Origin of the sequence: Streptomyces sp. NPDC053076, from assembly GCF_044546845.1 — a bacterium.
Lineage (GTDB): Bacteria > Actinomycetota > Actinomycetes > Streptomycetales > Streptomycetaceae > Streptomyces.
This window is the reverse complement of sequence record NZ_JBITZL010000006.1, coordinates 410825-436762: the sequence shown is the minus strand read 5'-3', so window position 1 is coordinate 436762 and position 25938 is coordinate 410825. Positions and strand designations below refer to the sequence as shown.

The window sequence follows — 25938 nt, the reverse complement described above, 5'->3', positions numbered from 1 at the left end:
CGCCCGGAGCCCGTCCGCCCGCCTTCCGGCCGACCGGTTCGGACGGGCGGGCGTGCAGTCACATTCACAGGAGAGGTTGATCCCAAGGTGCACGACGATCTCATCGCCCGGGCCAAGGCATGGCTCGCCGAGGACCCGGACCAGGACACCCGCGACGAGCTGGCCGGGCTGATCGACGCCGGTGACGTCACCGGGCTGGCGGACCGCTTCAGCGGCACCCTGCAGTTCGGCACCGCCGGCCTGCGTGGCGAGCTGGGCGCCGGCCCCATGCGCATGAACCGCAGCGTCGTGATCCGCGCCGCCGCGGGCCTCGCCGCGTACCTGAAGAAGAACGGGACCCCCTGCGGGGACGGCACCGCCGGGCTCGTCGTCATCGGCTACGACGCCCGTCACAAGTCGGCCGACTTCGCCCGGGACACCGCCGCCGTGATGACCGGCGCCGGCCTGCGTGCCGCCGTGCTCCCGCGCCCGCTCCCGACCCCCGTCCTGGCCTTCGCCATACGGCACCTCGGTGCGGTCGCGGGTGTGGAGGTCACCGCCAGCCACAACCCGCCCCGGGACAACGGCTACAAGGTCTACCTCGGCGACGGCTCCCAGATCGTCCCGCCCGCCGACGCGGGGATCGCCGCCGAGATCGACGCGATCGTCTCCCTGGACGACGTGCCCCGCCCGGACGCCGGCTGGGAGATCCTGGACGACACGGTCCTGGACGCCTATCTGGCCCGTACGGACGCCGTCCTGGCGGCCGGTTCCCCGCGCACCGCCCGCACGGTCTACACGGCCATGCACGGCGTCGGCAAGGACGTCCTGCTCGCCGCGTTCGCCCGGGCCGGCTTCCCCGAGCCCGTGCTGGTCGCCGAGCAGGCCGAGCCGGACCCGGACTTCCCGACGGTCGCCTTCCCCAACCCGGAGGAGCCGGGCGCGATGGACCTGGCGTTCGCCGCGGCCCGCGCCACCGACCCGGACCTGGTCATCGCCAACGACCCCGACGCGGACCGCTGCGCGGTGGCCGTGCGGGACGGCGGCGACTGGCGGATGCTGCGCGGCGACGAGGTGGGCGCCCTGCTCGGCGCCCACCTGGTCCGGCGCGGCGCGAGCGGCACCTTCGCCGAGTCGATCGTCTCCTCCTCCCTGCTCGGCCGGATCGCCGGCAAGGCGGGACTGCCGTACGAGGAGACCCTGACCGGCTTCAAGTGGATCGCACGCGTCGACGGCCTGCGCTACGGCTACGAGGAGGCCCTCGGCTACTGCGTGGACCCGCAGGGCGTGCGCGACAAGGACGGCATCACCGCCGCGCTGCTGATCACCGAGCTGGCGTCCGTGCTGAAGGAGGAGGGCCGTACCCTCCTCGACCTGCTCGACGACCTCGCCGTGGAGCACGGCCTGCACGCCACCGACCAGCTGTCGGTGCGGGTGAAGGACCTCTCGCTGATCGCGGACGCGATGGGCCGGCTGCGCGAGCAGCCGCCGAGCGAGCTGGCGGGCCTGGCCATCACCCGGGCCGAGGACCTCACCCGGGGCACGGACAGGCTGCCGCCCACGGACGGCCTGCGCTACACCCTCGACGGCGCCCGGGTCATCGTCCGCCCGAGCGGCACCGAGCCGAAGCTGAAGTGCTACCTGGAGGTCGTCGTGCCGGTGTCCGCGCACGCCGACCTGCCGGCCGCGCGCACCCGCGCGGCCGAACTGCTGGCGGCCGTCAAGCGGGACCTGTCGGCGGCTGCCGGCATCTGATCCGTATCCGTACGACGAGGACGGGGTGTCCCCCGGCCGGGGGACACCCCGTCCTCGTCGGCGGCGACGGGCGGATCCGTGCCGGCCTCCGGCACCGCACGGCGCCCTGAGCCGCCGCGTCACATCGGCGGCCCGGCACCGAACCGCGAATCGCTTGGCATCACACGCATCGCGACAGCCACGGCCGCGGAATCACGCCGCATCACGCACGCGCGCCGCAGCCACAGCGACCACGTCATCGCTACGCATCACCCACGCACGCCACAGCCACAGCCACAGCCACGGAATCGCTTTACATCACGCGCGCATGCCACAACCGGAACCGCAACCGCAACCGCGCAGGATCCTCACCCCACCGCGAGCAGGATGGCCAGCAGCACCGCTCCGGCGACCGCGGGCGCGGCCACCTCGTAGGCCCAGCGCACGGTGACCTCCCCCTGCGCCGACTCGGCCTCCCCGCTGCGCTCCAGGAGTTCCCGCAGGTCGTCCATGACCTGGTCGGTCTCGGCGCGGGCCGGCCCGGTGTCCGGACCGCGCAGACTGAAGCCGCCGAGGCCGAGGGCGCCCGGTCCGAGCCCGCCGCCCCGGCCGCCCGGCGTCACGCCCCGGGCCTCGTCCACCGCCGCCCGCTGCTGCCGGCGGGCCGCCTTCTGGCGGGCCCGCAGGGAGACGGGGATGGCCCACAGCTGGTACTTGGCGCCGGACTTGGTGAGGACCTCGTTGGAGTATCCGGAGCGCAGGCCGGCGATCTCGCCCCAGGGCAGGGTGATCACCCGGAAGGGATTGCGGACCCGCAGCCGGTCCTCGTTCGCGAAGACCGCGGGGCGAACGGTGAAGGCGAGGATCAGCGGCACGATCAGGATCAGGCCGGCCAGCGCCAGCCACGGGGTCCGGCCGTGGCCCTTGAACAGCGCGTCGAAGCCCAGCCAGAGCACGACCAAGAGCAGCAGCACGCCGCCCGCGACCCCCAGGGGGGAGCGGTAGATCCGGTCCTTGGCGGTGGGCACCGGAGGCTGTGACGCGGGTGACGGATGGTCCGGGGTGGTCATGGCCCGATTCTGCACGACACCGCCGACCGCATGACCGCCCGCCCGGGAACCGGCGCTCATCCGTGATCTGCCGACCGGGGACGAGCAGCGGGGGTGTACAGCCGCTACGCGCGTAGATATGCTCGTCTGGTGACCATGCCCACCTCTGCACCCACAGCACACGCTCTCGCCGACGTAGCCGCGTCCGACAGCACGCTGCGCCGCTTCCTGCACGGGCTGCCCGGCGTCGACGCGGTCGGCCTGGAGGCGCGCGCCGCGGCTCTCGGTACCCGTTCCATCAAGACCACCGCGAAGGCGTACGCCATCGACCTCGCCATCTCGATGGTCGACCTGACGACGCTGGAAGGCGCGGACACCCCGGGCAAGGTCCGGGCGCTCGGCGTCAAGGCGGTCCACCCCGACCCGACGGACCGTACGGCCCCCACGACGGCCGCGGTCTGCGTCTACCCCGACATGGTGGCCGTCGCCAAGGAGGCCGTCGCCGGCTCCGGCGTGAAGGTCGCCTCGGTGGCCACCGCCTTCCCGGCCGGCCGCGCCGCTCTCGACGTGAAGCTGGCCGACGTCCGTGACGCCGTCGCCGCCGGAGCCGACGAGATCGACATGGTGATCGACCGGGGCGCGTTCCTCGCCGGCAAGTACCTGAAGGTGTACGACGAGATCGTCGCCGTGAAGGAGGCTTGCGGGACGAACGCCCGGCTGAAGGTCATCTTCGAGACCGGCGAGCTGTCGACGTACGACAACATCCGCCGCGCCTCCTGGCTCGGCATGCTGGCGGGCGCCGACTTCATCAAGACCTCCACCGGCAAGGTCGCCGTGAACGCGACCCCCGCGAACACCCTGCTGATGCTGGAGGCGGTGCGCGACTTCCGCGCCCAGACCGGCGTCCAGATCGGTGTGAAGCCCGCCGGCGGCATCCGCACCACCAAGGACGCCGTCAAGTTCCTGGTGCTGGTCAACGAGACCGCGGGCGAGGACTGGCTGGACAACCACTGGTTCCGCTTCGGCGCCTCCTCGCTGCTGAACGACCTGCTGATGCAGCGGCAGAAGCTGGCCACCGGCCGCTACTCCGGTCCCGACTACGTGACGGTGGACTGATCACCCATGGCATTCGAGTACGCACCCGCCCCCGAGTCCCGCGCGGTCGTCGACATCGCGCCCTCGTACGGCCTGTTCATCGACGGCGAGTTCACCGAGGCCGCCGACGGCAAGGTCTTCAAGACGGTCTCCCCGTCGACCGAGGAGGTCCTCTCCGAGGTCGCCCGGGCCGGCGCCGAGGACGTCGACCGCGCGGTGAAGGCCGCCCGCAAGGCGTTCGAGAAGTGGTCGGCACTGCCCGGCTCCGAGCGCGCCAAGTACCTGTTCCGTATCGCCCGCGTCATCCAGGAGCGCAGCCGTGAGCTGGCCGTCCTGGAGACGCTGGACAACGGCAAGCCGATCAAGGAGACCCGCGACGCGGACCTCCCGCTGGTCGCCGCGCACTTCTTCTACTACGCGGGCTGGGCCGACAAGCTCGACCACGCCGGCTTCGGTGCCGCCCCGCGTCCGCTGGGCGTGGCCGGCCAGGTCATCCCGTGGAACTTCCCGCTGCTGATGCTGGCGTGGAAGATCGCCCCGGCCCTCGCGACCGGCAACACGGTCGTCCTGAAGCCGGCCGAGACGACCCCGCTGTCCGCCCTGTTCTTCGCGGACATCTGCCGCCAGGCCGGCCTGCCCAAGGGTGTCGTCAACATCCTCCCGGGCTACGGCGACGCGGGGGCCGCGCTGGTCGCGCACCCGGACGTGAACAAGGTCGCCTTCACCGGCTCCACGGCCGTGGGCAAGGAGATCGCCCGTACGGTCGCGGGCACGAAGAAGAAGCTCACCCTGGAACTGGGTGGCAAGGGCGCCAACATCGTCTTCGACGACGCCCCCATCGACCAGGCCGTCGAGGGCATCGTCACCGGCATCTTCTTCAACCAGGGCCAGGTCTGCTGCGCCGGCTCCCGCCTCCTCGTCCAGGAGTCGATCCAGGACGAGCTGCTGGACTCCCTCAAGCGCCGCCTGTCCACGCTGCGCCTCGGCGACCCGCTGGACAAGAACACCGACATCGGCGCGATCAACTCCGCCGAGCAGCTGGCCCGGATCACCGCGCTGGCCGAGCGGGGCGAGGCGGAGGGTGCCGAGCGCTGGTCCCCGGCCTGCGAACTCCCCTCCTCCGGCTACTGGTTCGCGCCGACGCTGTTCACGAACGTCACCCAGGCGCACACCGTCGCCCGTGACGAGATCTTCGGCCCGGTGCTGTCCGTCCTCACCTTCCGCACGCCGGACGAGGCGGTCGCCAAGGCGAACAACACCCAGTACGGCCTGTCCGCCGGCATCTGGACCGAGAAGGGCTCCCGGATCCTGGCCGTCGCGAACAAGCTGCGCGCCGGTGTCGTCTGGTCCAACACGTTCAACAAGTTCGATCCGACCTCGCCGTTCGGCGGTTACAAGGAGTCGGGCTTCGGCCGCGAGGGCGGCCGCCACGGCCTGGAGGCTTACCTCGATGTCTGACCGTCTGAGCGTCTTCAAGACCTACAAGCTGTACGTCGGCGGGAAGTTCCCGCGTTCCGAGAGCGGCCGGGTGTACGAGGTGACCGACTCGAAGAGCAAGTGGCTGGCGAACGCGCCCCTCTCCTCCCGCAAGGACGCCCGTGACGCGGTCGTGGCCGCGCGCAAGGCGTTCGGCGGCTGGTCCGGCGCGACCGCGTACAACCGCGGCCAGGTCCTCTACCGCGTCGCGGAGATGCTGGAGGGCCGCAAGGAGCAGTTCGTCCGGGAGGTCGCGGACGCGGAGGGCCTGTCCAAGTCCAAGGCCGCGGCGGTCGTGGACGCGGCCGTCGACCGCTGGGTCTGGTACGCGGGCTGGACCGACAAGATCGCCCAGGTCATCGGCGGCGCCAACCCGGTCGCGGGCCCGTACTTCAACCTCTCCTCCCCCGAGCCGACCGGCGTGGTCGCCGTCCTGGCCCCGCAGGAGTCGTCCTTCCTCGGCCTGGTGTCGGTCGTGGCCCCGGTGATCGCCACCGGCAACACGGCGGTCGTGATCGCTTCCGAGAAGGCCCCGCTGCCGGCGCTGTCCCTGGGCGAGGTGCTGGCCACCTCCGACGTCCCGGGCGGCGTGGTCAACGTGCTGTCCGGCCGTACGGCGGAGATCGCGGCGCCGCTGGCCGCGCACCAGGACGTCAACGCGATCGACCTCGCGGGCGCGGACGAGGCGCTGGCGAAGGAGCTGGAGATCGCGGCGGCCGACAATCTGAAGCGGGTTCTGCGTCCACAGGCTGTGGATTACTTCGAGACACCGGGGACCGACCGGATGACGGCGTTCCTGGAGACGAAGACGGTGTGGCACCCCACGGGGTCGCTGGGCGCGTCGGGGTCGTCCTACTGACGGGATCCGGGCGGGGAACTGCCGCCGGCTGCCGGGTGCGGGTCCGCTCCGGCCGGTCGCGCAGTTCCCCGCGCCCCTTCCAGGCGCTCTCAGTGGCCCGGGTCGCGCAGTTCCCCGCGCCCCTTCCAGGCGCTCTCAGTGGCCCGGGTCGCCATGACGGGTGCCACCTTTGGTGCGCAGGGTAATGGTGTCGGCACGGAGGGTAGTTGAGGTGAGACTCACGCTGAAAAGCCGACCCGCGGGGTCGGCAGGGTGCCCGCCATGCGTCAAACTGGTGTTCCGTGAGCATTCATCCTCCGGCCCCCGCCCGTGTCGTGCTGTTGTGCGGCCCCTCGGGCTCGGGCAAGTCACTCGTCGCCGCCCGTTCCGGGCTTCCCGTGCTGCGCCTGGACGACTTCTACAAGGAGGCTGACGACCCGACTCTGCCCCTGGTGCAGGGGAGTTCGGACATCGACTGGGACCACCCGGAGTCGTGGGACGCGGACGTCGCGGTCGAGGCCATCTCCCGGTTGTGCGCGACGGGGTCGACGCCGGTGCCGGTGTACGACATCTCGCTGAGCGCCCGAACCGGCGAGGAGACGCTGAGCATCGGTCGTAGCCCGCTGTTCATCGCGGAGGGCATCTTCGCCGCGGAGATCGTCGAGCGCTGCCGGGAACTGGGCCTGCTCGCGGACGCGCTGTGCCTGACGCGTGGACCGGTCACCACCTTCCGGCGGCGCTTCCTGCGGGATCTGCAGGAGGGCCGCAAGTCGGTGCCGTTCCTGCTGCGCCGCGGCTGGCGGCTGATGCGCGCGGAGCGGTCGATCATCACCCGCCAGGTGGCCCTCGGCGCGCACGCGTGCGACCGGGACGAGGCGCTGGACCGGCTCGCGACAGCGGCGACGGGCCGGCCGTCCCGGCAGCAGACGGCGGTCTGACCTGCCCGGCGGAACGCGAAACGGGACGGGGTCGAGCCCTCCGTCCCACCAGTCGCCGCGTCGCGGAACGCGAAACGGGACTGGTCGAGCCCTTCGGCCCGCCAGTCCCGTTCCTGTCGCTCCCCCGTGGGCCCACCCCCCGGTGGCCCCGCTTCCCCCGTGTTCCCCCCTCAGGTCACCCCCAGTGACCCCTGACCCTCAGGCGACCAAGTCGCCGAAGGCGTCCTCCTCGTCACGGCCGAAGCTGAGGACCTCGTCCTCGCGCAGCCGGCGGAGCGACCGCCAGATGCTGGACTTCACCGTGCCGACACTGATGCCGAGTATCTCCGCGATCTCCGGGTCCGTGCGGCCCTCGTAGTAGCGCAGGACCAGCATGGTGCGCTGGAGTTCGGGCAGCCGGGCCAGCGCCTGCCACAGGACCGCGCGCAGCTCGGTGCCGCGCATCGCGTCCGTCTCGCCGGGCGTCTCCGGCAGTTCCTCGGTCGGGTACTCGTTGAGCTTGCGGCGCCGCCAGGCGCTGATGTGCAGGTTGGTCATGGTGCGGCGGAGGTATCCGCCGACCGCCGCCTTGTCGCTGATCCGGTCCCACGCCTTGTACGTCGAGAACAGCGCGCTCTGCAGCAGGTCCTCGGCCTCGAAGCGGTCGCCGGTCAGGTGGTAGGCGGTGGCGTACAGGGAGGCGCGGCGCTCCTGGACGTAGGCGGTGAACTCCGCCTCGCTCAGCGAACGGCGCTCCCCCGAGTCCTCCCCGTACGCGGTTCCCCCGTGCTCCCCCGTGTTCGCGTCGACCACCGACATGTAGGGCTGGCGCCCTTGCTGCGCAGAGGCCGGGTGCTGACGCCCGGTGCCGCGAGCGCACCCCCGCCCGCTCACAGCACCGGACTTCTCGGAGCCCCGGTGCACGTCGTGCAGGCGCGTGACCACTGCGCTGGTGCTGATGCCGTGCAGCGTGTTCATCTCGCGCTCCCCCGTCGTGGACTTCCGGTGACTCGGTCCTGCCGGGCCGGTTCCTGCTCACCGTCCGGCCCGTGACCAAAAGACTGCCGGGGCGACTTCATGGCCGTGTCCGCCGACTGTCACAGACCTGTCACAGGGGTCCCTCCCAGGACGGTCACACGCTGCGCACAGGTGGTGGCGCTGGAGAAGCCATGGCGCCGGCAGGTCGTACGACACCCCGTCCATGGGCCAGAATGAGCCCGTGCCTTCCCTGTTGCTGATCGAGGACGACGACGCCATCCGTACGGCCCTGGAGCTCTCCCTGACGCGCCAGGGACACCGGGTGGCCACCGCTGCCAGCGGCGAGGACGGTCTGAAGCTGCTGCGCGAGCAGCGGCCGGACCTGATCGTGCTGGACGTGATGCTGCCCGGCATCGACGGGTTCGAGGTGTGCCGGCGCATCCGGCGCACGGACCAGCTGCCGATCATCCTGCTGACCGCGCGCAACGACGACATCGACGTCGTGGTCGGGCTGGAGTCGGGGGCCGACGACTACGTCGTCAAGCCGGTGCAGGGGCGGGTGCTCGACGCCCGGATCCGGGCCGTGCTCAGGCGTGGGGAGCGCGAGTCCAGCGACTCGGCGACCTTCGGCAACCTCGTCATCGACCGGTCGGCCATGACCGTCACGAAGAACGGCGAGGATCTCCAGCTGACCCCGACCGAACTGCGCCTGCTGCTGGAGCTGAGCCGACGGCCCGGCCAGGCGCTGTCCCGCCAGCAGTTGCTGCGGCTGGTGTGGGAGCACGACTACCTGGGCGACTCCCGTCTGGTCGACGCGTGTGTGCAGCGGCTGCGCGCCAAGGTGGAGGACGTGCCCTCGTCCCCGACCCTGATCCGTACCGTCCGTGGTGTCGGCTACCGCCTGGACAGCCCTCAGTGACCGATACGCACAGGGGGCTGCGCGGCTGGACCGCGGGGCGCAAGGGGAGTCTGTCGCGACTGCGGTTCACCAGCCTCAGGCTGCGACTGGTGCTGGTGTTCGGGCTGGTCGCGCTCACGGCCGCGGTGTCGGCGTCGGGCATCGCCTACTGGCTCAACCGGGAGGCCGTGCTCACCCGTGCCCAGGACGCGGTGCTGCGTGACTTCCGGCAGGAGATGCAGAACCGGGCGGGTGCGTTGCCCGCGCACCCGAGCCAGGACCAACTACAGCGCGCGGCGGGCCAGATGGCCGCCAGCAGCCAGCGCTTCAGCGTGCTCCTGGTCGCCCAGGACGCCGACGGCAAGACGGTGTACGGCAACTCGGGCGGCATCAACGGTTTCGCGCTGGAGGACGTGCCCGAGTCGCTGCGCACGGCCGTGGCCAAGCGGCAGCAGGTGTCCGGCGCCAACAAGGAGCCGTACCACCTCTACTGGCAGCGGGTGGTGGACCACGGCACGCCCTATCTGGTGGCCGGCACGCGCGTCATCGGCGGCGGTCCGACCGGCTACATGGCCAAGTCCCTGGAGCCGGAGGCGAAGGACCTGAACTCGCTGGCCTGGTCGCTGGGCATCGCCACCGGACTCGCGCTGATCGGTGCCGCGCTGCTCGCGCAGGCCGCCGCGACGACCGTGCTGAAGCCGGTGCACCGGCTCGGCGTGGCCGCCCGCCGGCTCGGCGAGGGCAGGCTGGACACCCGGCTGCGGGTGTCCGGCACCGACGAACTCGCCGATCTGTCCCGGACGTTCAACAACGCGGCCGAGGCGCTGGAGCAGCGGGTCGCGGAGATGGCCGCGCGGGACGACGCGTCCCGCCGGTTCGTCGCCGACATGTCGCATGAGCTGCGCACCCCGCTCACCGCCATCACCGCCGTCACGGAGGTCCTGGAGGAGGAGCTGGAGTCGGAGGCCGGGGGCATCGACCCGATGGTCGAGCCCGCCGTCCGGCTGGTGGTCAGCGAGACGCGCCGGCTGAACGACCTGGTCGAGAACCTGATGGAGGTCACCCGCTTCGACGCGGGCACCGCCCGGCTGGTCCTGGACGACGTCGACGTCGCCGACCAGATCACCGCCTGCATCGACGCCCGCGCCTGGCTGGACGCGGTCGATCTGGACGTCGAGCGCGGCCTGCACGCCCGCCTGGACCCGCGCCGCCTGGACGTCATCCTCGCCAACCTGATCGGCAACGCGCTCAAGCACGGCGGCTCGCCGGTGCGGGTGACGGTGCGGAAAGCGGACGATTCGATCCAGATCCAGGTCCGCGACCACGGGCCCGGCATCCCCGAGGAAGTCCTCCCGCACGTCTTCGACCGCTTCTACAAGGCGAGCGCCTCCCGGCCGCGCTCCGAGGGCAGCGGACTCGGCCTCTCCATCGCCCTGGAGAACGCCCACATCCACGGCGGCGAGATCATCGCCGCCAACTCCCCGGAGGGCGGAGCGGTGTTCACGCTCCGGCTGCCACAGGACCCCTCACGGCTGACCGAGGAGGACGGCGGGGGCGACACGGACAGCGAGACCGACCGGGACGACGCGGGAAAGGAGGGGTCATGACCGTACGACGCCTGCTGGCGCTGCCCCTCCTGGGCGCGCTGCTCACCGGCTGCGGCATCCGGGCCACGGAGGTGCCGACCGACTTCGGGGCGGCGCCGTCCCGGGTGCCGTGCTCGCTGGCCGGGCCGGATGGGTCCACGCAGTCCTCGCGCGGGGTGCCGGTGCAGGTCTTCCTGCTGTGCGGCGCCTCCCTGGTGGCCGTGGACCGCGCCGTGCGGGTGCCGGAGGGCACCCCGGACGCCCGGCGCCGGGTGATCGTGGCGCAGGGGCTGCTGGACCAGCTCGCCGCCTCGCCGTCGGCCGCGGAGCGCTCCGCGGGCTATACGACGTATGTGCCGGGCGGCCTCGGCGTGAGCGGGCCCGGTCCGAAGGACCCCGAGGACACGCTGCGCCTGAGCACGGCGCCCTCGCGTCTCACCTCCTACGCCCTGGCCCAGCTGGTGTGCACCCTGTCCGACTCGGCGGCGACGGAGGACGACGGCTCGGTCATCCTGGGTGGTCCGGGGCCGGGCCCCCTGCGGCGCTACGAGTGCACCGACGACGTCCGCGACCATCCCGGCACCGCCCAGCCGCCGTCCGGCGGGGTCACAGGCGGCTAGCAGTCCGTCGCGGGCATGTGCCGCCGGGCCGTCCGGGCCGCCGCCGGCGGCGGCCCGGACGGCCCGAACCCCGCCCCGGAAACGACACACCTGCGCCGAAACGTTTCCACTGCGGAACCAATCGCGCCCACCCTGACGTCTAGGGGGGCGTGCAGCGTCAAGGCTCCATCGGCGGCAGCGCCGCGATCCGCATCCGGGTGACAGGAGGTGTCCTCCTCGTCGCGCACCTCGCCCTCGTCACCTGGCTGATGCTGCTTCCCCTGGACGTCCCCTGGGTGATGCCCCCCAATCTGCGCCCGCTGGCCGGCATCCGGGCCGATCTGGCGCTGGGCTGGCCGGGCGCCGCCAGACCCCTCGGCGAGGGCCTCGCGCTGCTGGCGCCGCTGGGCGTGCTGCTGCCCCTGGCGCACGGCAGGCTCACCGTCTCCCCGTTCGCCTCGCTGATGCGTACGGGCGCGGCCGGCGCTCTGCTCTCCCTCGGTATCGCCTTGTTGCAGACCGGCGTGCCGGGCCGGGTCGTGGACGTCGACTCCGTGCTGCTGAACACGACGGGTGTCGTCCTGGCCCACCTGGCCGTCGTACCGGCGGGCCGGGCCTGGCTGCGGCGGCAGCAGGCACGGGAACCCGGCGGGGCCGGGCAGGCGGTAGCCGTCCAGGAGGAGCTGTCTCAGGGACGTACCCCGACGATTCCCAGGGTCGGTATCGCCCCGTAGAGGGATGCTTCGTCCCGTTCGTCTCCGTACCGTGGACAACAGTTGAGGGGTCCCGACCGGGGCCCCGCCACCGGCTCGTGAGCGAGCCGACGACCGCGGAGGAGCCGACATGACCGCCCTTGCCCGCCCCACCCACGGCCGGATGATCGGCGGAGTCTGCGCCGCACTCGCCCGGCGTTTCGGCACCTCGGCCACGACGATGCGGGTGATCTTCCTGGTCTCCTGCCTGCTGCCGGGCCCGCAGTTCCTGGTCTACATAGCGCTGTGGCTGCTGCTGCCGTCCGAGGACAAGGCCCGCACCGCCTGGTGAGCACGGCGCGCAGGCCGTGGGCCCGAGGGCATCGAGGCCCGTGGGCCCGAGGGCGGGGACGCCCGTAGCGCCGAGGGCGTGGAGACGCGGAGGCGTGCGTACGCCGCTGGGGCGCTCCCGGACGGTTGCGGGGCGCCCCAGCGGCGTCGTACGGCCGGCGGTGTCAGCCGATCGGAATCCCGTTCACCGGCACCCCGTGCGTGGGCAGACCCGTGCTCTTCAGCGGCAGTCCGCCGAGCAGCCCGGCGGCCGGCGCGGTCGGCCCCTGCGCGAGGACCTTCCGCACGGCGGGCTGGGCGGCGGTGACACCGGCGCCCAAACCACCCTGCCCCTGGGCGAGCGCCTCGGTGGCACCCGGCAGCGCCTTGCCGACGTTCTCGGCCGGCAGCGTCTTGGTGACGGTGCCCAGGACCTGCGTGGCGTCCGGGGCGGCCGGGGCGGCGTCGGCCGCGCCCGCGCCGACGGCGGCGATGACGGCACCGAGGGCGGCGACGCCCAGGGTCTTGGCAGCAGCGTGCTTCATGGTGAATGCGTCCTTGCCTGCGGAGAACGGGTGATCACAAACGAGCTGAGCGGTCCACGACCGTAAACATGCCGGACCACCCGCCGCAAACACCGAAATGCGGACGGCTTGTGAAAGCGCGTCCGCATTCCGTGCCGGCCGGAACCCGGCGACTATGCCCCGAAACCGCCGAAACCGCTGGTAGACGCGGTCTGCTGGAAAAGCCATTCGGACTTCAACTCGGCATATCCGGGCTTGATCACGTCATTGATCATCGCGAGTCGTTCATCGAAAGGAATGAACGCTGATTTCATCGCATTGACGGAGAACCACTGGAGGTCGTCGAGCGTATAACCGAATGCGTCGACGAGGTGCTCGAATTCCCGGCTCAGGCTGGTGTGCGACATCAGCCGGTTGTCGGTGTTCACCGTGGCCCTGAAGTGCAGCCGTCGCAGCAGCCCGATCGGGTGCTCGGCGTAGGAGGGGGCGGCGCCGGTCTGGAGGTTGGAGCTGGGGCACAGCTCCAGCGGGATCCGCTTGTCCCGCACGTAGGAGGCGAGCCGGCCGAGGCTGACCGAGCCGTCCTCGTGGACCTCGATGTCGTCGATGATCCGCACCCCGTGCCCGAGCCGGTCGGCGCCGCACCACTGCAGCGCCTGCCAGATGGAGGGCAGTCCGAACGCCTCGCCGGCATGGATGGTGAAGTGGTTGTTCTCCCGCTTCAGGTACTCGAAGGCGTCGAGGTGGCGGGTGGGCGGGTAGCCGGCCTCGGCACCGGCGATGTCGAAGCCGACCACGCCGGAGTCCCGGTGACGGTTGGCGAGTTCGGCGATCTCCAGGGAACGGGCCGCGTGCCGCATGGCGGTCAGCAGAGCGCCGACCCGGATCCGGTGGCCGTTCTCCCGGGCCAGCCGCTCACCCTGCCGGAACCCCTCGTTGACGGCAACGACCACCTCTTCCAGGGTCAGTCCCGCGTCGAGGTGCTGCTCGGGCGCGTACCGCACCTCGGCGTAGACGACCCCGTCCTCGGCGAGGTCCTCGGCGCACTCCCGGGCGACCCGGACCAGGGCCTCCCGGGTCTGCATCACGCCGACGGTGTGCCGGAAGGTCTCCAGATACCGTTCCAGCGAGCCGGAGTCGGCCGCTTCCTGGAACCAGATCCCCAGCTTGCCCGGGTCGGTCTCGGGAAGCTCGGTGTACCCGGTCTCCCGGGCGAGTTCGACGACGGTCCCCGGGCGGAGCCCGCCGTCGAGATGATCGTGCAGCAGTACCTTGGGCGCCCGGCGGATCTGGTCCGGCGTCGGAACGTGTGCCGGCACGGGCGCCGGGACGGCCCCCGTGGGTGCAGTCTGGCTCGTCATTTCCGCACTCTAACTCCTACGCGCGTAGAGCGCCCGGTGCGCGCGGCGGCTGTTTTCCGGCACTTTTCCGCCGATACGGAACGGTGACCCCCAGGACGGGTTTCGTACACCGCGCCTTCTGACACTGTTCTGTCATGGGACAGCAAGCGAGGCCGGTCCGAACGGCCGGGCTGGGCAAGGCAGTCGGTCCGCAGCCGATGCCGGTGAGCGGAGCGGTGCTGCTGCTCCCCGGCGGGGAGGAGGTCTCCGCCCGCCGACCGTCCTCCGTCCGGGGGACGGCCCTCATCCGCTCACTGGGCCGCGCACTCGCCCGCGCGGGCCGTACCGAGGGGCTGGCCGTCCACCCCGTCCGCTACCGCTACCGCGGCTGGAACGGCAGCGAGGCACATCCGGCGGCGGACGCCGAGTGGGCCGCCGACGAGGTCGTACGACGCTACGGGGACGTTCCCGTGTGTCTGGTCGGCGTGGACATGGGCGCACGCGCGGCGCTGCGGGTGGGCGGTCATGAGGCCGTCAACTCCGTGGTGGCACTGGCCCCCTGGCTGCCGGAGGAGGACGTCGCCGCAGCCGCCGAGCCGGTCAAGCAGCTGGTCGGGCGCCGGGTGCTGATCGCGCACGGCACGAACGACGAACGGACCGATCCCGAGCTGTCGTTCCGGTTCGCGGCGCGGGCGAAGAAGGTGAACCGGGAGGTGTGCCGGTTCGAAGTGCACTCCGACAGACACGGTCTGCACGGTCACCGCGGCGAAGTGCTCTGCCTGGCGGCGGACTTCGTGATGGGCGCGCTGTTCGGGTGTCCGGTGTCGCGGCCGGTGGAGGACGCGCTGGCCGCGCCGCCGCCGATCGGGCTCCGGATGCCGTTGGCCGCGGGGTTCGGCCGGTCGCTGAAGCGGTAGCGCGCGGGGGGCCGGGGCGCGGGCTCGGTCGCTGACGCGATAGGGCTCGGCGGACGCGCGCGGAATCCGGGGCGCGGGCGCGTGGGAGTTCCCGCGCGGTTCCATGCGCCCCTCGGGCCGGCCGCCCCTCAGGCCGGCAGCAGATTGCCGCTCAGGCCGGCAGCAGGTTGCCCCTCCTGGAGAGCAGGAACTTCTTGAACGCGGCCACCGGTGGGGTGTCCGGGCGGTCCGCCAGCCAGGCGACGCCGATCTCGCGGGCCGCCCGGGGGGCCGTGACCGTCAGTTCCACCACGCCCGGCCTCGGGACAGTCGGCGGCGGCAGGAGGGCCACCCCCAGCCCGGCCGCCACCAGGCCCCTCAACGTCTCCGCCTCCTCGCCCTCGAAGGCGACCCGGGGGCGGAAGCCGGCCTCGCCGCACAGCGAGTCGAAGATGCGGCGCAGGCCGTAGCCGGGCTCCAGGGTGACGAACGTTTCCTCGGCCGCCTCGGCCAGCCGGACCCGGCGGCGGCCGGCCAGGCGGTGGTCCGCGGGGACGACCAGGCGGAGCTTCTGCTCGTCCAGCCGGCGGGCCACCAGGTCGGGCGCGTCGGGGACGGGCGAGGTGAGACAGAGGTCCAGCTCGCCCGCCCGGAGCCGCTCCAGCATCGCCTCGCCGTAGTTCTGGACCAGGCTGAAGCGGACCCGCGGGTGGTCGGCGCGGAAGGCGTGCAGCAGCCCGGGTACGGTCTCGGCGCCCATGGTGTGCAGGAAGCCGAAGGCGACCTTGCCGGTGGCCGGGTCGGCGTCCGCGCGGACCTCCTCGGCGGCGCGCTCGACCTCGGCGAGGGCCCGCTCGACGGAGGCGAGGAAGGTGCGGCCCGCGGTGGTGAGCGAGACGGTCCGGCCGTGCCGGGCGAACAGGTCGACGCCGAGGTCCTGCTCCAGCCGGGCCATCGCCCGGGAGAGGGTGGACTGGGGGACGCTCATCGCCTGGGCGGCCCGGGTGACGTGCTCGGTACGGGCGACGCCGGCGAAGTAGGCGAGGCGGGGCGCCAGCAACAGCGCCATGTCTTCTGTGTCACCGGTCCGTGACAGCCGCGCCTGTGACCTCTGCTGATGCTCCATGGGAACGATTATCGCGAATCCATGCATTGGACGGATGAGAGGCGCGGTACCTACGGTCGAAGCATGTCACCCGCCAGTACCGAGGCGTCCACCAGCGTGGACGCCGTTCTCCCCGCCCCTGCCTCCTACTCCGACTCCCGTCTGACCCCGGGCGGCCCCGGCTACCGCCGGATGAGCTTCGCCCTCTTCCTCGCCGGGGTCGCGACCTTCGCCCTCCTCTACTCCACCCAGGCGCTGCTGCCGCTGATCTCCGGGGAGTTCGGGGTCGCGGCGAGCGAGGCGAGCTGGACCGTGGCGGCCGCGACCGGCGGGCTGGCCCTGTTCGTCCTGCCCATGAGCGCCCTGTCGGAGCGTTACGGCCGCCGTACGGTGATGACGGCCTCCCTGGCCGTCGCCGTCACGGTCGGCATGCTGGTGCCCTTCGCGCCGTCGATCGGCGCGCTGGTGGTGCTGCGCGGGGTGCAGGGTGCGGCGCTGGCCGGTCTTCCGGCCTCGGCGACGGCCTACCTCGCCGAGGAGGTGCGGCCGAAGGCGCTGGTCACGGCGATCGGACTGTTCGTGGCGGGCAACAGCGTCGGCGGCATGAGCGGCCGGGTGATCACCGGCTGGGTCGCCCAGGAGTGGGGCTGGCGGGTCTCGGTCGGCGTGATCGGCGCGCTCGCGGTCGCCTGCGCGGTGGCCTTCCGGCTGCTGCTGCCGGCGCCGAAGCACTTCACGGCGGGCTCGCTGCGCCCCCGCGTGCTGCTCGGCACGGTCCGCGGACACCTCTCCGACCCGCTGCTGCGCCGTCTGTACGCGATCGGCGCGCTGTTCATGACGGTGTTCGGCGGTGTCTACACGGTGATCGGCTACCGGCTGACGGCGGAGCCGTTCGGGCTGCCGCAGGGCATCGTGGGCTCGATCTTCCTGGTCTACCTGGTGGGTACGGTCTCGGCGTCCACCGCGGGCCGGCTGGTGGGCCGGCTGGGCCGCCGGGGCGCGCTCTACCTGGCGGGCGGTACGACGGCGGCGGGTCTGCTCCTGTCCCTGACCTCCTGCCTGCCGCTGGTCCTGCTCGGTCTGGTCCTGATCACGGCGGGTTTCTTCGCCGGGCACGCGGTCGCCTCCTCGGCGGTCAGCAAGACGGCCACGCACGGCCGCGCCCAGGCGTCGGCGCTGTACCAGTCGGCGTACTACATCGGCTCCAGCCTGGGCAGCACCGTCGGCGCGATGGCCTTCCACTCGGACGGCTGGACGGGCACGGTCGGTGTCGGTCTGCTCGCGGTCCTCGGCGTCGTCACGATCACCGTCCTCGGCTCGCGGGCCGCCCGGGTGGACGCCCGACGGGAGCCGGTGGGGGCGCACTGAGTCGGCGCACGCCGCTCCACCCCGCAAAGCAACCGTTCTGATCTGGGCGTTTTCTCACTTCGGGGGCCATTGTCAGTGGGCTGCGGTAGCTTCCCAAGTGCTGGGGCGCGAAGGCGCGCTACAGGACGGCCACAGGGGTGGGTGGACGATGGGCAACGGCACGGCGACGGCGGACCTGGACGTCGCACTGGAGAGGCACCGGACCGAGCTGACGGGGTACTGCTACCGCATGCTCGGCTCCTCCTTCGAGGCCGAGGACGCGGTGCAGGACACCCTGGTGCGCGCCTGGCGGAGCTACGAGAAGTTCGAGGGCCGCTCCTCGCTGCGCTCGTGGCTGTACCGGATCGCGACGAACGTGTGCCTGGACATGCTGGCGGCGGGCAACAAGCGGGCGCGGCCCATGGACCTGACCGAGTCGACCCCGCTCGCCCGGGCGGCGCTCTCGCCGCGCCCGGAGAACACCTGGCTGGAGCCGATGCCCGACGCGCGCGTCCTGCCCGCGGTCCAGGACCCGGCGGAGGCCGCCGTCGCCAAGGAGACCGTCCGGCTCGCCTTCATGGCGGCCCTCCAGCAGCTGCCGCCCAAGCAGCGGGCGGTGCTGATCCTGCGCGAGGTGCTCGCCTGGAAGGCGAGCGAGGTGGCCGAACTGCTGGGTACCTCGGTCGCCTCGGTGAACAGCGCGCTTCAGCGGGCCCGCGCCACGCTCGCGGAGCGCGCGGACGCGGGGGCCGAGGGTGCGGTGTCCGACCCGCTGGACGAGGAGCAGCAAAAGCTCCTGGAGCGCTACGTGAAGGCGTTCGAGGGCTATGACATGGCGGCGCTGACGGCGTTGCTGCACGAGGACGCCATCATGACGATGCCGCCGTTCGACCTGTGGCTGCGCGGCACCGCCGACATCACCGGCTTCATGACCACCATCGGCGCCTCCTGCGCCGGTTCCCGCCTGCTGCCGGTCCGGGCCAACGGCCTGCCGGGCTTCGCGCACTACAAGCCGGACCCGGAGAACGGGGGGTTCAGCCCGTGGGCGGTGCAGGTGCTGGAGATCTCAGACGGCCGGATCACCGGTTTCCACTGCTTCCTCGACACCCAGCGCTGGTTCCCGCTCTTCGGCCTGCCCCTCCACCTGGAAGCGGAGGCCGACGAGGTCGAGAAGGGCGTGTAGCGCGGGATCGGCGTCCCGCAGCCGTATCCGCCCGCCGGCCCGGCGGGCGGTCAGCTCCAACCGGGCGAGCAGGTCGACGGCGGCCAGCCCGGGGGGTCCGAGCCCGCCCACGTCGCAGACGACGACCGGGGCGCCCCTGATCTCCAGCAGCGCCCTCAGGTCGTCGCAGAGCCCCGGCACCGCGTTGCGGGTGACGGGGCCGGCGAGCATGAGCACGGGCGGTGTCTTGGCGTCCACGTGCGGTAGACCGGCGACGGGGCCGTAACTCATCGCGCACCGGGCCGGCTGACGGAGATCACATTGACCGGTTCCCCTCCCCGGCCGGAGGGTTGGCCCTGTGACGGGGGTGCTGAGCGGGTTCGCGGTGATCGCGGTCGTCATCGTGGTGGGCTACCTGCTCGGACGGCGTGGCACGCTCGGTGAGCAGGGCCGCGAGGTGCTGACGCGGCTGGCCTTCGCGGTGGCCGGTCCGGCGCTCCTGTTCACCACCCTCGCGCGGGCGGACCTCTCCGTCCTCTTCTCCAGCCGGCTGCTGGTGACGGCGCTGAGCACGATGGCGGTCGCCGGGCTGTTCGTGGCGGTGGGTGTGCTGCGGCACTGGGGAGTGGGCCGTACCACGATCGGCGCCCTGTGCTCCGGTTACGTCAACTCGGGCAACCTGGGCATCCCGATCGCCGCGTACGTGCTGGGCGACGCGTCCCTGGTGGCGCCGGTGCTGCTCTTCCAGGTCGTGCTGGTCACGCCCGTCGCCCTGACGGTCCTGGATCTGTCCGGTCCGGGCGGGAAGGACTCGGTGGGGCGGCGTCTGCTGACCCCGCTGCGCAACCCGATCGCGGTCGGCTCGCTGTCCGGAGCGGTGGTTGCGGCGGCGGGCTGGCAGCTGCCCGGTCCGCTCATGAATCCGCTGAGCCTGATCGGGGGCATGTCCGTCCCCGCGGCGCTGCTGTCCTTCGGCATGTCCCTGCACGGCAACCCGGCCCCCGGCCGCGGGCAGGACAGCCGGCTGGTCCTGCTGTCGGTCGCGCTGAAGTCGCTGGGCCAGCCGCTCGTGGCGTGGGCGCTGGCCAGGGGTGTCTTCGGTCTGCACGGCGCCACGCTGCTGGACGTGGTGGTGACCGCGGCCCTGCCGGGCGCCCAGAACCTGTTCACCTACGCCAGCCGCTACCGAGTGGCCGAGTCCCTGGCCCGCGAGTCGGTCCTGCTGTCGACGGTGGTGTCGGTACCGGTGCTGGTGGGGGTGGCGGCGGTGCTGGGGTGAAACCGGTCAGTCGACGGGGAACGCGCCGGTGCCAATGGCGATGGCGATGGCGATGGCGATGGCGAGGTCGATGGCGAGGTCGAACGGTTCCGGCAGCTTGAGGGGATCGCCGAACTTCACGGCGCCGGGGACCCGGTGGACGTCACCCTTCGGCTCGCCGTAGAGCGTCGCGGTGGGGCCTTTTGGGGCCCAGCGGTCGGCCAGGGGCCGAACGGGACCGGCGGTGGTCCACCGGTCCCGTTCATCCGAACGATGAAAGTCCAGGTCAGGCGATACGTTCCCGCACCACCGACGTGGCCTGGAAGTCGGTGCCCGCCGCCGCGATGTCGTACGAGCCCGTCACGGCCTGGAGCGCGTACTCGAAGCGCTCGGGGGTGTCGGTGTGCAGGGTGAGCAGGGGCTGGCCCTCGGTCACCGTGTCGCCCGGCTTGGCGTGCATCTCCACGCCCGCCGCCGCCTGCACCGGGTCCTCCTTGCGGGCGCGGCCGGCGCCCAGACGCCAGGCGGCGACGCCGATGTCGTAGGCGTCGAGGCGGGTCAGGACGCCGGTGGACGGGGCCTTGATGACGTGCTGCTCCTTCGAGGTGGGCAGCTCGGCGTCGGGGTCGCCGCCCTGGGCCGCGATCATCCGGCGCCACACGTCCATCGCGGAGCCGTCGGCCAGGGCCTTCGCGGGGTCCGCGTCCTTGATGCCGGCCGCGTCGAGCATCTCGCGGGCCAGGGCCACGGTCAGCTCCACCACGTCCGCCGGACCGCCGCCGGCCAGGACCTCCACCGACTCGCGGACCTCCAGCGCGTTGCCCGCGGTCAGGCCCAGCGGGGTCGACATGTCCGTCAGCAGCGCGACCGTCTTCACGCCGTGGTCGGTGCCGAGACCGACCATGGTGGACGCCAGCTCGCGGGCGTCCTCGATCGTCTTCATGAAGGCGCCCGTGCCGACCTTCACGTCCAGGACCAGGGAGCCGGTGCCCTCGGCGATCTTCTTCGACATGATCGAGGAGGCGATCAGCGGGATCGCCTCCACCGTGCCGGTCACGTCACGCAGGGCGTACAGCTTCTTGTCCGCGGGGGCCAGGCCGTCGCCGGCCGCGCAGATCACCGCGCCCGTGGTGTCGAGGACGTGCAGCATCTCCTCGTTGGAGAGCAGGGCGCGCCAGCCGGGGATCGACTCCAGCTTGTCCAGGGTGCCGCCGGTGTGACCGAGGCCGCGGCCGGACAGCTGCGGGACGGCGGCCCCGCACGCGGCGACGAGCGGGGCGAGCGGCAGGGTGATCTTGTCGCCGACGCCGCCGGTGGAGTGCTTGTCGGCCGTCGGGCGGGACAGCGACGAGAAGTCCATGCGCTCACCGGAGGCGATCATCGCCGCGGTCCAGCGGGCGATCTCGTGGCGGTTCATGCCGTTCAGCAGGATCGCCATGGCGAGCGAGGACATCTGCTCGTCGGCGACCTCGCCCCGGGTGTACGCGTCGATGACCCAGTCGATCTGCTCGTCGGTCAGTTCGCCGCGGTCCCGCTTGGTGCGGATGACGGAGATGGCGTCCATGGCCATGGCTGATGGCTTCCTTCCGGGAGGTGCGAAGGTGTACGGCCCCCCTGAGCGGATCAGGGGGGCCGTACGGGAGTTACTTGGTGAGATGGTCCGGGCCGAATGCCTGGGGCAGCATCTCGGAGAGCGTCAGGACGCCCTCGGGGGTGTCGAGGAGCAGGCCCGGGCCGCCGAACTCGTAGAGCAGCTGGCGGCAGCGGCCACAGGGCACCAGGAGGGCGCCCTCGCCGTCCACGCAGGTGAAGTGCGTCAGACGGCCGCCACCCGTGCGCTGGAGCTGCGAGACCAGGCCGCACTCGGCGCACAGGCCGAGGCCGTAGGAGGCGTTCTCGACGTTGCAGCCGGTGACGACACGGCCGTCGTCGACCAGGGCCGCCACGCCGACCGGGTAGCCCGAGTAGGGGGCGTAGGCGTGGGACATGGCCTCCCGCGCCTCGGCGCGCAGCGCCTCCCAGTCGAAGCCGGCGGCTTGCGCGGTCACTTGCCCTGGCCCTTCCGGTACCGCATGCCGTCCGCCTTCGGCATGCGCAGGCGCTGCGCGGACAGCGACAGCACGAGCAGCGTGACGATGTACGGGGTGGCGCCCACGAAGTCGCTCGGGACCTCGTCGGTGAGCAGGTACCAGACCAGCACCAGCGCGGCCATGACGGCGCTGATCACGCCCTGCACCACGGCCTTCTTGTACAGCTTCCAGCCGGCCAGCAGCGCGAGCAGGACGACCAGCAGGAGCAGCAGGGCGTGGACCGTGACGCCGCCGTTGCGCAGCTGGAGCGCGTCGGAGTAACCGAACAGGCCCGCGCCCATCGCGAGGCCGCCGGGGCGCCAGTTGCCGAAGATCATGGCGGCGAGTCCGATGTAGCCGCGGCCTCCGGTCTGGCCCTCCAGGTAGGTGTGCGAGGTGACCAGCGCGAGGAACGCGCCGCCGAGGCCGGCGAGGCCGCCGGAGATGGCGACGGCCGCGTACTTGTACCGGTAGACGTTGACGCCGAGCGACTCCGCGGCGACCGGGTTCTCACCGCAGGAGCGCAGCCGCAGGCCGAAGGCGGTGCGCCACAGCACCCACCAGCTGCCGACGAACAGCAGCACGGCGAGGATCGTGATCACGGACAGGTTGGTGATCAGACCGCCGATGATGCCGGCGAGGTCGGAGACCAGGAACCAGTGGTGCTTCTCGATCGACGCCAGACCGTCCGAGAGGCCGGGGATGGTGACGTCGGGCAGCGAGTCCGCGGGCGGGGACTGCTTGGGGTTGCCGCCCGCCTCCGCGGCCTTGCCGTCGGCGAAGAACAGCTTGGCGAGGTACTGGGTGGCACCGAGCGCGAGCAGGTTGACGGCGACACCGGAGACGATGTGGTCGACGCCGAAGGTGATCGTGGCGACGGCGTGCACCAGACCGCCGAGGACACCGAAGCCGATGCCGCACAGCAGGCCGAGCCAGGGGCTGGACTGCCAGCCGATCCAGCCGGCGCCGAAGGTGCCGAGGATCATCATGCCTTCGAGGCCGATGTTGACCACGCCGGCCCGCTCGGACCACAGGCCGGCGAGTCCGGCGAGGCCGATCGGCACGGCGAGACCGAGGGCGGCGGCGACCTGTCCGGCGGAGTCGAGCTGGTCGGCGCCGGTGATCACGCGGACGGCCGCTACGAGCAGCAGGGCGCCGGCGACGATCATGAGGATCTGGCCGAGGGAACGGCCCGAGCGCTGAGGCGCGCCTGCCGCCTTGGGCGCCGCGGGCGGCGGCGCGTCGGTCATCGTGGCAGTCATCACGCCACCTCCTGCTTCTTCGTCGGGGCGGCGGCCTGCGCGGCGAGTTCGGCGCCGACCTTCTGCTGCTGGCGCTTGAGGCCGTAGCGTCGTACGACTTCATAGGCGATCACGACGCAGAGGACGATGACGCCCTGGATGACGCCGAGGATCTCCTTGTCGTAGCCCTCGAACTCGAGATGGTTGGTGGTGCGCTCCAGGAAGCCCCAGAGCAGGGCGCCGAGCGCGATCCCGACCGGGTTGTTGCGGCCGAGCAGCGCGATGGCGATGCCGGTGAAGCCGATCCCGGTGGGGAAGCTGTTGTCGTACTGGTGGCTCTCGTTCAGCAGCGTGGGCATGCCGATCAGACCGGCCACCGCACCCGAGATGATCATGCTGGTGGCGACCATCTTCTTCACCGACACACCGCTCGCGGAGGCGGCGCTCTCGGACTGGCCGACCGTGCGCAGGTCGAAGCCGAACCGGGTGCGGCCGAGCACGAACCAGTACGCGAGACCGACGATCACGGCGACGACGATGAAGCCGTCCAGGACGCCGGCCGGGCCGGTGTCGATCGAGAAGAAGAACGAGGACGACGGCAGCGGCTTGGTGGAGACGAGGGTCCCGCCCTGCTGGAGCTCGCCCAGCCGGTCGGGCTGGAGCAGGTAGCCGATGATCGCGGTGGCGATCGAGTTCAGCATGATGGTCGCGATGACCTCGCTGACGCCCCGGGTCACCTTGAGCACGCCGGCGATGGCCGCCCACAGGGCGCCGGTCGCCATGGCACAGATCATGATCAGCGGGATGGCTATCCAGCCGGGCACGGTCAGCGCGCCGCCGAGGACGGCGGCGATGAACGCGGCGAGCCGGTACTGGCCGTCGACACCGATGTTGAACAGGTTCATGCGGAAGCCGATGGCCACCGCGACACCCGCGAGGTAGTACGTCGTCGCCTTGTTCAGGATGTAGACCTGGCTGTCGCTGGCGAAGCCGTAGGTCGTCATGTCGCTGAAGGCGGCGCCGGGGTTCTTGCCGGTCGCGAGGATCACCAGGGCGGTGACGACGAGCGCGGCGACGACCGCCAGCACCGGCGCGGCGATGCCGAGGAACAGCCGCTCCTTGTCGATCCGTGAGGTCAGCTTCTTCATCGCTCGTCGTCCTCTGTGTGCTCCAGGTGGCCGGTGGCCGCACCCGTCATGGCGGAGCCCAGCTCTTCGGGGGTGATGGTGGCGGGGTCGGCGTCGGCGACCAGACGGCCGCGGTACATCACCCGCAGGGTGTCGGAGAGGCCGATCAGCTCGTCCAGGTCGGCGGAGATCAGCAGTACGGCCAGGCCCTCGCGGCGGGCCTCGCGGATGTAGTCCCAGATGGCCGCCTGGGCGCCGACGTCCACGCCACGGGTGGGGTGGGCGGCGATGAGCAGCTTGGGGTCGTGGCTCATCTCGCGGCCGACGATCAGCTTCTGCTGGTTGCCGCCGGACAGCGAGGCCGCGGTGACGTCGATGCCGGGCGTGCGCACGTCGTACGCCTGCACGATCCGCTCGGTGTCGGCACGGGCCGCCTTGATGTCGAGCAGTCCGGCGCGCGAGTTCGGCTTCTCGGTGACGTGGCCGAGGATGCGGTTCTCCCACAGCGGTGCTTCCAGGAGCAGGCCGTGGCGATGGCGGTCCTCGGGGATGTAGCCGATGCCGGCCTCGCGGCGGTCGCGGGTGGCGGCGCGGGAGATGTCGGTGCCGTCGAGGGTGACGACACCGGCGTCGGGCTGCCGCATGCCCATGATCGCCTCGACCAGCTCGGACTGGCCGTTGCCCTCCACACCGGCGATGCCGAGGACCTCACCCTTGTGGATGGTGAAGGAGACCTCGTCCAGGATGATCCGCTCGATGCCGTCGAGGTCGGTCTGCGACAGGTGCAGGCCGTCCAGTTCGAGCATCGGGGCGTCCGTGACGGTGGACTCCTCGGTCTCCGGGGTGGGCAGCTCGCTGCCGACCATCAGTTCGGCGAGCTGCTTGGGGGTGGTGCCCCGCGGCTCGACCGTGCCGACGGTGGTGCCGCGCCGGATGACGGTGATCTCGTCGGCGACCGACAGCACCTCGCCCAGCTTGTGGGAGATGAAGATGACGGTGAGGCCCTCGGCCTTGAGCTCGCGCAGGTTGTCGAAGAGCGCGTCGACCTCCTGCGGCACGAGCACGGCGGTCGGCTCGTCGAGGATGAGGGTCTTGGCGCCGCGGTAGAGGACCTTGAGGATCTCCACGCGCTGGCGGTCGGCGACGCCCAGCTCCTCGACGAGGACGTCGGGCCGGACGTTCAGGCTGTAGGCGTCCGAGATCTCCTTGATCTTGGCGCGGGCCTTGCCCCCGATGCCGTGCAGCTTCTCCGCGCCGAGGACGACGTTCTCCAGCACGGTGAGGTTGTCGGCGAGCATGAAGTGCTGGTGCACCATGCCGATGCCGCGGGCGATGGCGTCGCCGGGGTTGTGCAGGACGACCTGCTCGCCGTTGACCGTGATGGTGCCCTCGTCCGGCTGCTGCATGCCGTAGAGGATCTTCATCAGGGTGGACTTGCCGGCGCCGTTCTCACCGCACAGGGCATGGACGGTGCCCGTACGGACCGTGATGTCGATGTCGCGGTTGGCGACGACGCCGGGGAAACGCTTGGTGATGCCGCGCAGTTCGACGGCAGCGGGAGGGCTGGACGCGTTGATGGCGCACTCTCCTCGGGGAAAGGGGCTGCGGGGAGGGGGCAGGCGTCGGCGACGCTAGCGCGGCAACTCCGTGCTACACGCGTAGAGTTGACACATTGTTATGGCTCGGCGAGGGGCTCCG

Annotated in this window: 25 protein-coding genes and 1 pseudogene; 14 read left to right on the top strand and 12 right to left on the bottom strand. The window is 71.8% G+C overall.

The features are described from left to right. Positions 1–87: 87 nt before the first annotated feature. Entirely contained in the window at positions 88–1734 is a 1647-nt protein-coding gene (locus ACIGYR_RS25955; RefSeq protein ID WP_399597248.1) for a phospho-sugar mutase, read from the top strand. 347 nt (positions 1735–2081) lie between these two features. Here the strand turns inward: ACIGYR_RS25955 and ACIGYR_RS25950 are convergent, their stop codons facing one another. Continuing rightward, positions 2082–2783, bottom strand: a complete 702-nt coding sequence (locus ACIGYR_RS25950) for a PH domain-containing protein (protein WP_399597246.1) — start codon at positions 2781–2783, stop codon at positions 2082–2084. A gap of 135 nt (positions 2784–2918) precedes the next feature. On the opposite strand from ACIGYR_RS25950, the gene deoC reads away from it, so the two are divergent. From deoC to ACIGYR_RS25930, 4 genes are all read left to right on the top strand, one after another. Next, positions 2919–3878, top strand: coding sequence for a deoxyribose-phosphate aldolase (deoC, locus tag ACIGYR_RS25945; RefSeq protein ID WP_399598607.1), 960 nt, complete (start codon positions 2919–2921; stop codon positions 3876–3878). Between the two features lie 6 nt (positions 3879–3884). Further along, positions 3885–5315, top strand: coding sequence for an aldehyde dehydrogenase family protein (locus ACIGYR_RS25940; RefSeq protein WP_391840093.1), 1431 nt, complete (start codon positions 3885–3887; stop codon positions 5313–5315). Continuing rightward, positions 5308–6192 carry an aldehyde dehydrogenase family protein gene (locus ACIGYR_RS25935; protein WP_391840091.1) on the top strand — a complete coding sequence of 295 codons (885 nt, stop codon included), beginning with the start codon at positions 5308–5310 and terminating at the stop codon, positions 6190–6192. Before ACIGYR_RS25940 ends, ACIGYR_RS25935 begins: the two co-directional genes overlap by 8 nt. A 281-nt stretch (positions 6193–6473) precedes the next feature. Further along, positions 6474–7109: a uridine kinase gene (locus tag ACIGYR_RS25930; protein WP_399597243.1), complete on the top strand. Its 636-nt coding sequence runs from the start codon at positions 6474–6476 to the stop codon at positions 7107–7109. A 198-nt stretch (positions 7110–7307) separates the two neighbouring features. Here the strand turns inward: ACIGYR_RS25930 and ACIGYR_RS25925 are convergent, their stop codons facing one another. Beyond that, the gene (locus ACIGYR_RS25925) at positions 7308–8066 is read right to left on the bottom strand and encodes a SigE family RNA polymerase sigma factor (protein WP_399597240.1); all 759 of its coding nucleotides are present in this window, start codon (positions 8064–8066) and stop codon (positions 7308–7310) included. 241 nt (positions 8067–8307) lie between these two features. On the opposite strand from ACIGYR_RS25925, the gene afsQ1 reads away from it, so the two are divergent. The 5 genes from afsQ1 to ACIGYR_RS25900 all read left to right on the top strand — a co-directional run bounded on the left by afsQ1 (position 8308) and on the right by ACIGYR_RS25900 (position 12193). Next, positions 8308–8985: a two-component system response regulator AfsQ1 gene (gene afsQ1 / locus ACIGYR_RS25920; RefSeq protein WP_184965132.1), complete on the top strand. Its 678-nt coding sequence runs from the start codon at positions 8308–8310 to the stop codon at positions 8983–8985. Then, positions 8982–10571, top strand: a complete 1590-nt coding sequence (locus ACIGYR_RS25915; protein ID WP_399597238.1) for an ATP-binding protein — start codon at positions 8982–8984, stop codon at positions 10569–10571. Before afsQ1 ends, ACIGYR_RS25915 begins: the two co-directional genes overlap by 4 nt. Continuing rightward, complete coding sequence (locus ACIGYR_RS25910; protein WP_399597236.1) at positions 10568–11170, top strand: hypothetical protein; 603 nt, start codon at positions 10568–10570, stop codon at positions 11168–11170. Before ACIGYR_RS25915 ends, ACIGYR_RS25910 begins: the two co-directional genes overlap by 4 nt. 149 nt (positions 11171–11319) lie before the next feature. Beyond that, entirely contained in the window at positions 11320–11883 is a 564-nt protein-coding gene (locus ACIGYR_RS25905) for a VanZ family protein (protein WP_399597233.1), read from the top strand. Positions 11884–11992: 109 nt separating this feature from the next. Next, positions 11993–12193: a PspC domain-containing protein gene (locus ACIGYR_RS25900; protein WP_345048154.1), complete on the top strand. Its 201-nt coding sequence runs from the start codon at positions 11993–11995 to the stop codon at positions 12191–12193. 163 nt (positions 12194–12356) lie between these two features. Here ACIGYR_RS25900 and ACIGYR_RS25895 read toward each other — a convergent pair whose 3' ends face one another. Then, the gene (locus ACIGYR_RS25895; RefSeq protein ID WP_399597230.1) at positions 12357–12716 is read right to left on the bottom strand and encodes an ATP-binding protein; all 360 of its coding nucleotides are present in this window, start codon (positions 12714–12716) and stop codon (positions 12357–12359) included. Positions 12717–12868: 152 nt separating this feature from the next. Continuing rightward, positions 12869–14056, bottom strand: coding sequence for an adenosine deaminase (locus ACIGYR_RS25890; protein ID WP_399597227.1), 1188 nt, complete (start codon positions 14054–14056; stop codon positions 12869–12871). A 134-nt stretch (positions 14057–14190) separates the two neighbouring features. Here ACIGYR_RS25890 and ACIGYR_RS25885 point away from each other — a divergent pair, with 134 nt between their 5' ends. Beyond that, positions 14191–14952 carry an alpha/beta hydrolase gene (locus ACIGYR_RS25885; RefSeq protein ID WP_399597223.1) on the top strand — a complete coding sequence of 254 codons (762 nt, stop codon included), beginning with the start codon at positions 14191–14193 and terminating at the stop codon, positions 14950–14952. A 151-nt stretch (positions 14953–15103) separates the two neighbouring features. On the opposite strand, the gene ACIGYR_RS25880 is transcribed toward ACIGYR_RS25885, so the two are convergent. Then, the gene (locus ACIGYR_RS25880) at positions 15104–16057 is read right to left on the bottom strand and encodes a LysR family transcriptional regulator (RefSeq protein ID WP_399597221.1); all 954 of its coding nucleotides are present in this window, start codon (positions 16055–16057) and stop codon (positions 15104–15106) included. A 63-nt stretch (positions 16058–16120) separates the two neighbouring features. On the opposite strand from ACIGYR_RS25880, the gene ACIGYR_RS25875 reads away from it, so the two are divergent. Next, entirely contained in the window at positions 16121–17404 is a 1284-nt protein-coding gene (locus ACIGYR_RS25875) for an MFS transporter (RefSeq protein WP_399597218.1), read from the top strand. Between the two features lie 148 nt (positions 17405–17552). Then, positions 17553–18566 (top strand): sigma-70 family RNA polymerase sigma factor, encoded by a 1014-nt coding sequence (locus ACIGYR_RS25870; RefSeq protein ID WP_399597215.1) that lies wholly within the window; start codon positions 17553–17555, stop codon positions 18564–18566. Here the strand turns inward: ACIGYR_RS25870 and ACIGYR_RS25865 are convergent. Further along, positions 18450–18836 (bottom strand): STAS domain-containing protein, encoded by a 387-nt coding sequence (locus ACIGYR_RS25865; RefSeq protein WP_391840067.1) that lies wholly within the window; start codon positions 18834–18836, stop codon positions 18450–18452. The genes ACIGYR_RS25870 and ACIGYR_RS25865 overlap by 117 nt on opposite strands. 67 nt (positions 18837–18903) lie before the next feature. Between ACIGYR_RS25865 and ACIGYR_RS25860 the strand changes: the two genes are divergently transcribed. After that, positions 18904–19824 (top strand): AEC family transporter, encoded by a 921-nt coding sequence (locus ACIGYR_RS25860; RefSeq protein WP_399597212.1) that lies wholly within the window; start codon positions 18904–18906, stop codon positions 19822–19824. 6 nt (positions 19825–19830) lie between these two features. Here the strand turns inward: ACIGYR_RS25860 and ACIGYR_RS25855 are convergent. The 6 genes and pseudogenes from ACIGYR_RS25855 to ACIGYR_RS25830 all read right to left on the bottom strand — a co-directional run. Further along, positions 19831–20055: pseudogene (locus ACIGYR_RS25855) on the bottom strand (hypothetical protein); the annotation flags it as partial. A gap of 34 nt (positions 20056–20089) precedes the next feature. Continuing rightward, complete coding sequence (locus ACIGYR_RS25850; RefSeq protein WP_399598604.1) at positions 20090–21367, bottom strand: thymidine phosphorylase; 1278 nt, start codon at positions 21365–21367, stop codon at positions 20090–20092. 79 nt (positions 21368–21446) lie between these two features. After that, positions 21447–21851, bottom strand: coding sequence for a cytidine deaminase (locus ACIGYR_RS25845; protein ID WP_399597210.1), 405 nt, complete (start codon positions 21849–21851; stop codon positions 21447–21449). Further along, positions 21848–23134 (bottom strand): ABC transporter permease, encoded by a 1287-nt coding sequence (locus tag ACIGYR_RS25840; RefSeq protein WP_399597207.1) that lies wholly within the window; start codon positions 23132–23134, stop codon positions 21848–21850. The genes ACIGYR_RS25845 and ACIGYR_RS25840 overlap by 4 nt, the downstream gene beginning before the upstream one ends. After that, the gene (locus ACIGYR_RS25835; protein WP_399597204.1) at positions 23134–24261 is read right to left on the bottom strand and encodes an ABC transporter permease; all 1128 of its coding nucleotides are present in this window, start codon (positions 24259–24261) and stop codon (positions 23134–23136) included. Before ACIGYR_RS25835 ends, ACIGYR_RS25840 begins: the two co-directional genes overlap by 1 nt. After that, positions 24258–25784, bottom strand: a complete 1527-nt coding sequence (locus ACIGYR_RS25830) for an ABC transporter ATP-binding protein (protein WP_399598601.1) — start codon at positions 25782–25784, stop codon at positions 24258–24260. Before ACIGYR_RS25830 ends, ACIGYR_RS25835 begins: the two co-directional genes overlap by 4 nt. Positions 25785–25938: the final 154 nt, after the last annotated feature.

Bases quoted from the DNA above. Each gene is read 5' to 3' on its own strand.
- ACIGYR_RS25890 (WP_399597227.1), bottom strand. From the start codon at position 14,056: ATGACGAGCCAGACTGCACCCACGGGGGCCGTCCCGGCGCCCGTGCCG.
- ACIGYR_RS25835 (WP_399597204.1), bottom strand. From the start codon at position 24,261: ATGAAGAAGCTGACCTCACGGATCGACAAGGAGCGGCTGTTCCTCGGC.
- ACIGYR_RS25895 (WP_399597230.1), bottom strand. From the start codon at position 12,716: ATGAAGCACGCTGCTGCCAAGACCCTGGGCGTCGCCGCCCTCGGTGCC.
- deoC (WP_399598607.1), top strand. From the start codon at position 2,919: ATGCCCACCTCTGCACCCACAGCACACGCTCTCGCCGACGTAGCCGCG.
- ACIGYR_RS25935 (WP_391840091.1), top strand. From the start codon at position 5,308: ATGTCTGACCGTCTGAGCGTCTTCAAGACCTACAAGCTGTACGTCGGC.
- ACIGYR_RS25850 (WP_399598604.1), bottom strand. From the start codon at position 21,367: ATGGACGCCATCTCCGTCATCCGCACCAAGCGGGACCGCGGCGAACTG.
- ACIGYR_RS25900 (WP_345048154.1), top strand. From the start codon at position 11,993: ATGACCGCCCTTGCCCGCCCCACCCACGGCCGGATGATCGGCGGAGTC.
- ACIGYR_RS25925 (WP_399597240.1), bottom strand. From the start codon at position 8,066: ATGAACACGCTGCACGGCATCAGCACCAGCGCAGTGGTCACGCGCCTG.
- ACIGYR_RS25950 (WP_399597246.1), bottom strand. From the start codon at position 2,783: ATGACCACCCCGGACCATCCGTCACCCGCGTCACAGCCTCCGGTGCCC.
- ACIGYR_RS25870 (WP_399597215.1), top strand. From the start codon at position 17,553: ATGGGCAACGGCACGGCGACGGCGGACCTGGACGTCGCACTGGAGAGG.
- ACIGYR_RS25910 (WP_399597236.1), top strand. From the start codon at position 10,568: ATGACCGTACGACGCCTGCTGGCGCTGCCCCTCCTGGGCGCGCTGCTC.
- ACIGYR_RS25840 (WP_399597207.1), bottom strand. From the start codon at position 23,134: ATGACTGCCACGATGACCGACGCGCCGCCGCCCGCGGCGCCCAAGGCG.
- ACIGYR_RS25875 (WP_399597218.1), top strand. From the start codon at position 16,121: ATGTCACCCGCCAGTACCGAGGCGTCCACCAGCGTGGACGCCGTTCTC.
- ACIGYR_RS25865 (WP_391840067.1), bottom strand. From the start codon at position 18,836: ATGAGTTACGGCCCCGTCGCCGGTCTACCGCACGTGGACGCCAAGACA.
- ACIGYR_RS25885 (WP_399597223.1), top strand. From the start codon at position 14,191: ATGGGACAGCAAGCGAGGCCGGTCCGAACGGCCGGGCTGGGCAAGGCA.
- ACIGYR_RS25940 (WP_391840093.1), top strand. From the start codon at position 3,885: ATGGCATTCGAGTACGCACCCGCCCCCGAGTCCCGCGCGGTCGTCGAC.
- ACIGYR_RS25880 (WP_399597221.1), bottom strand. From the start codon at position 16,057: ATGGAGCATCAGCAGAGGTCACAGGCGCGGCTGTCACGGACCGGTGAC.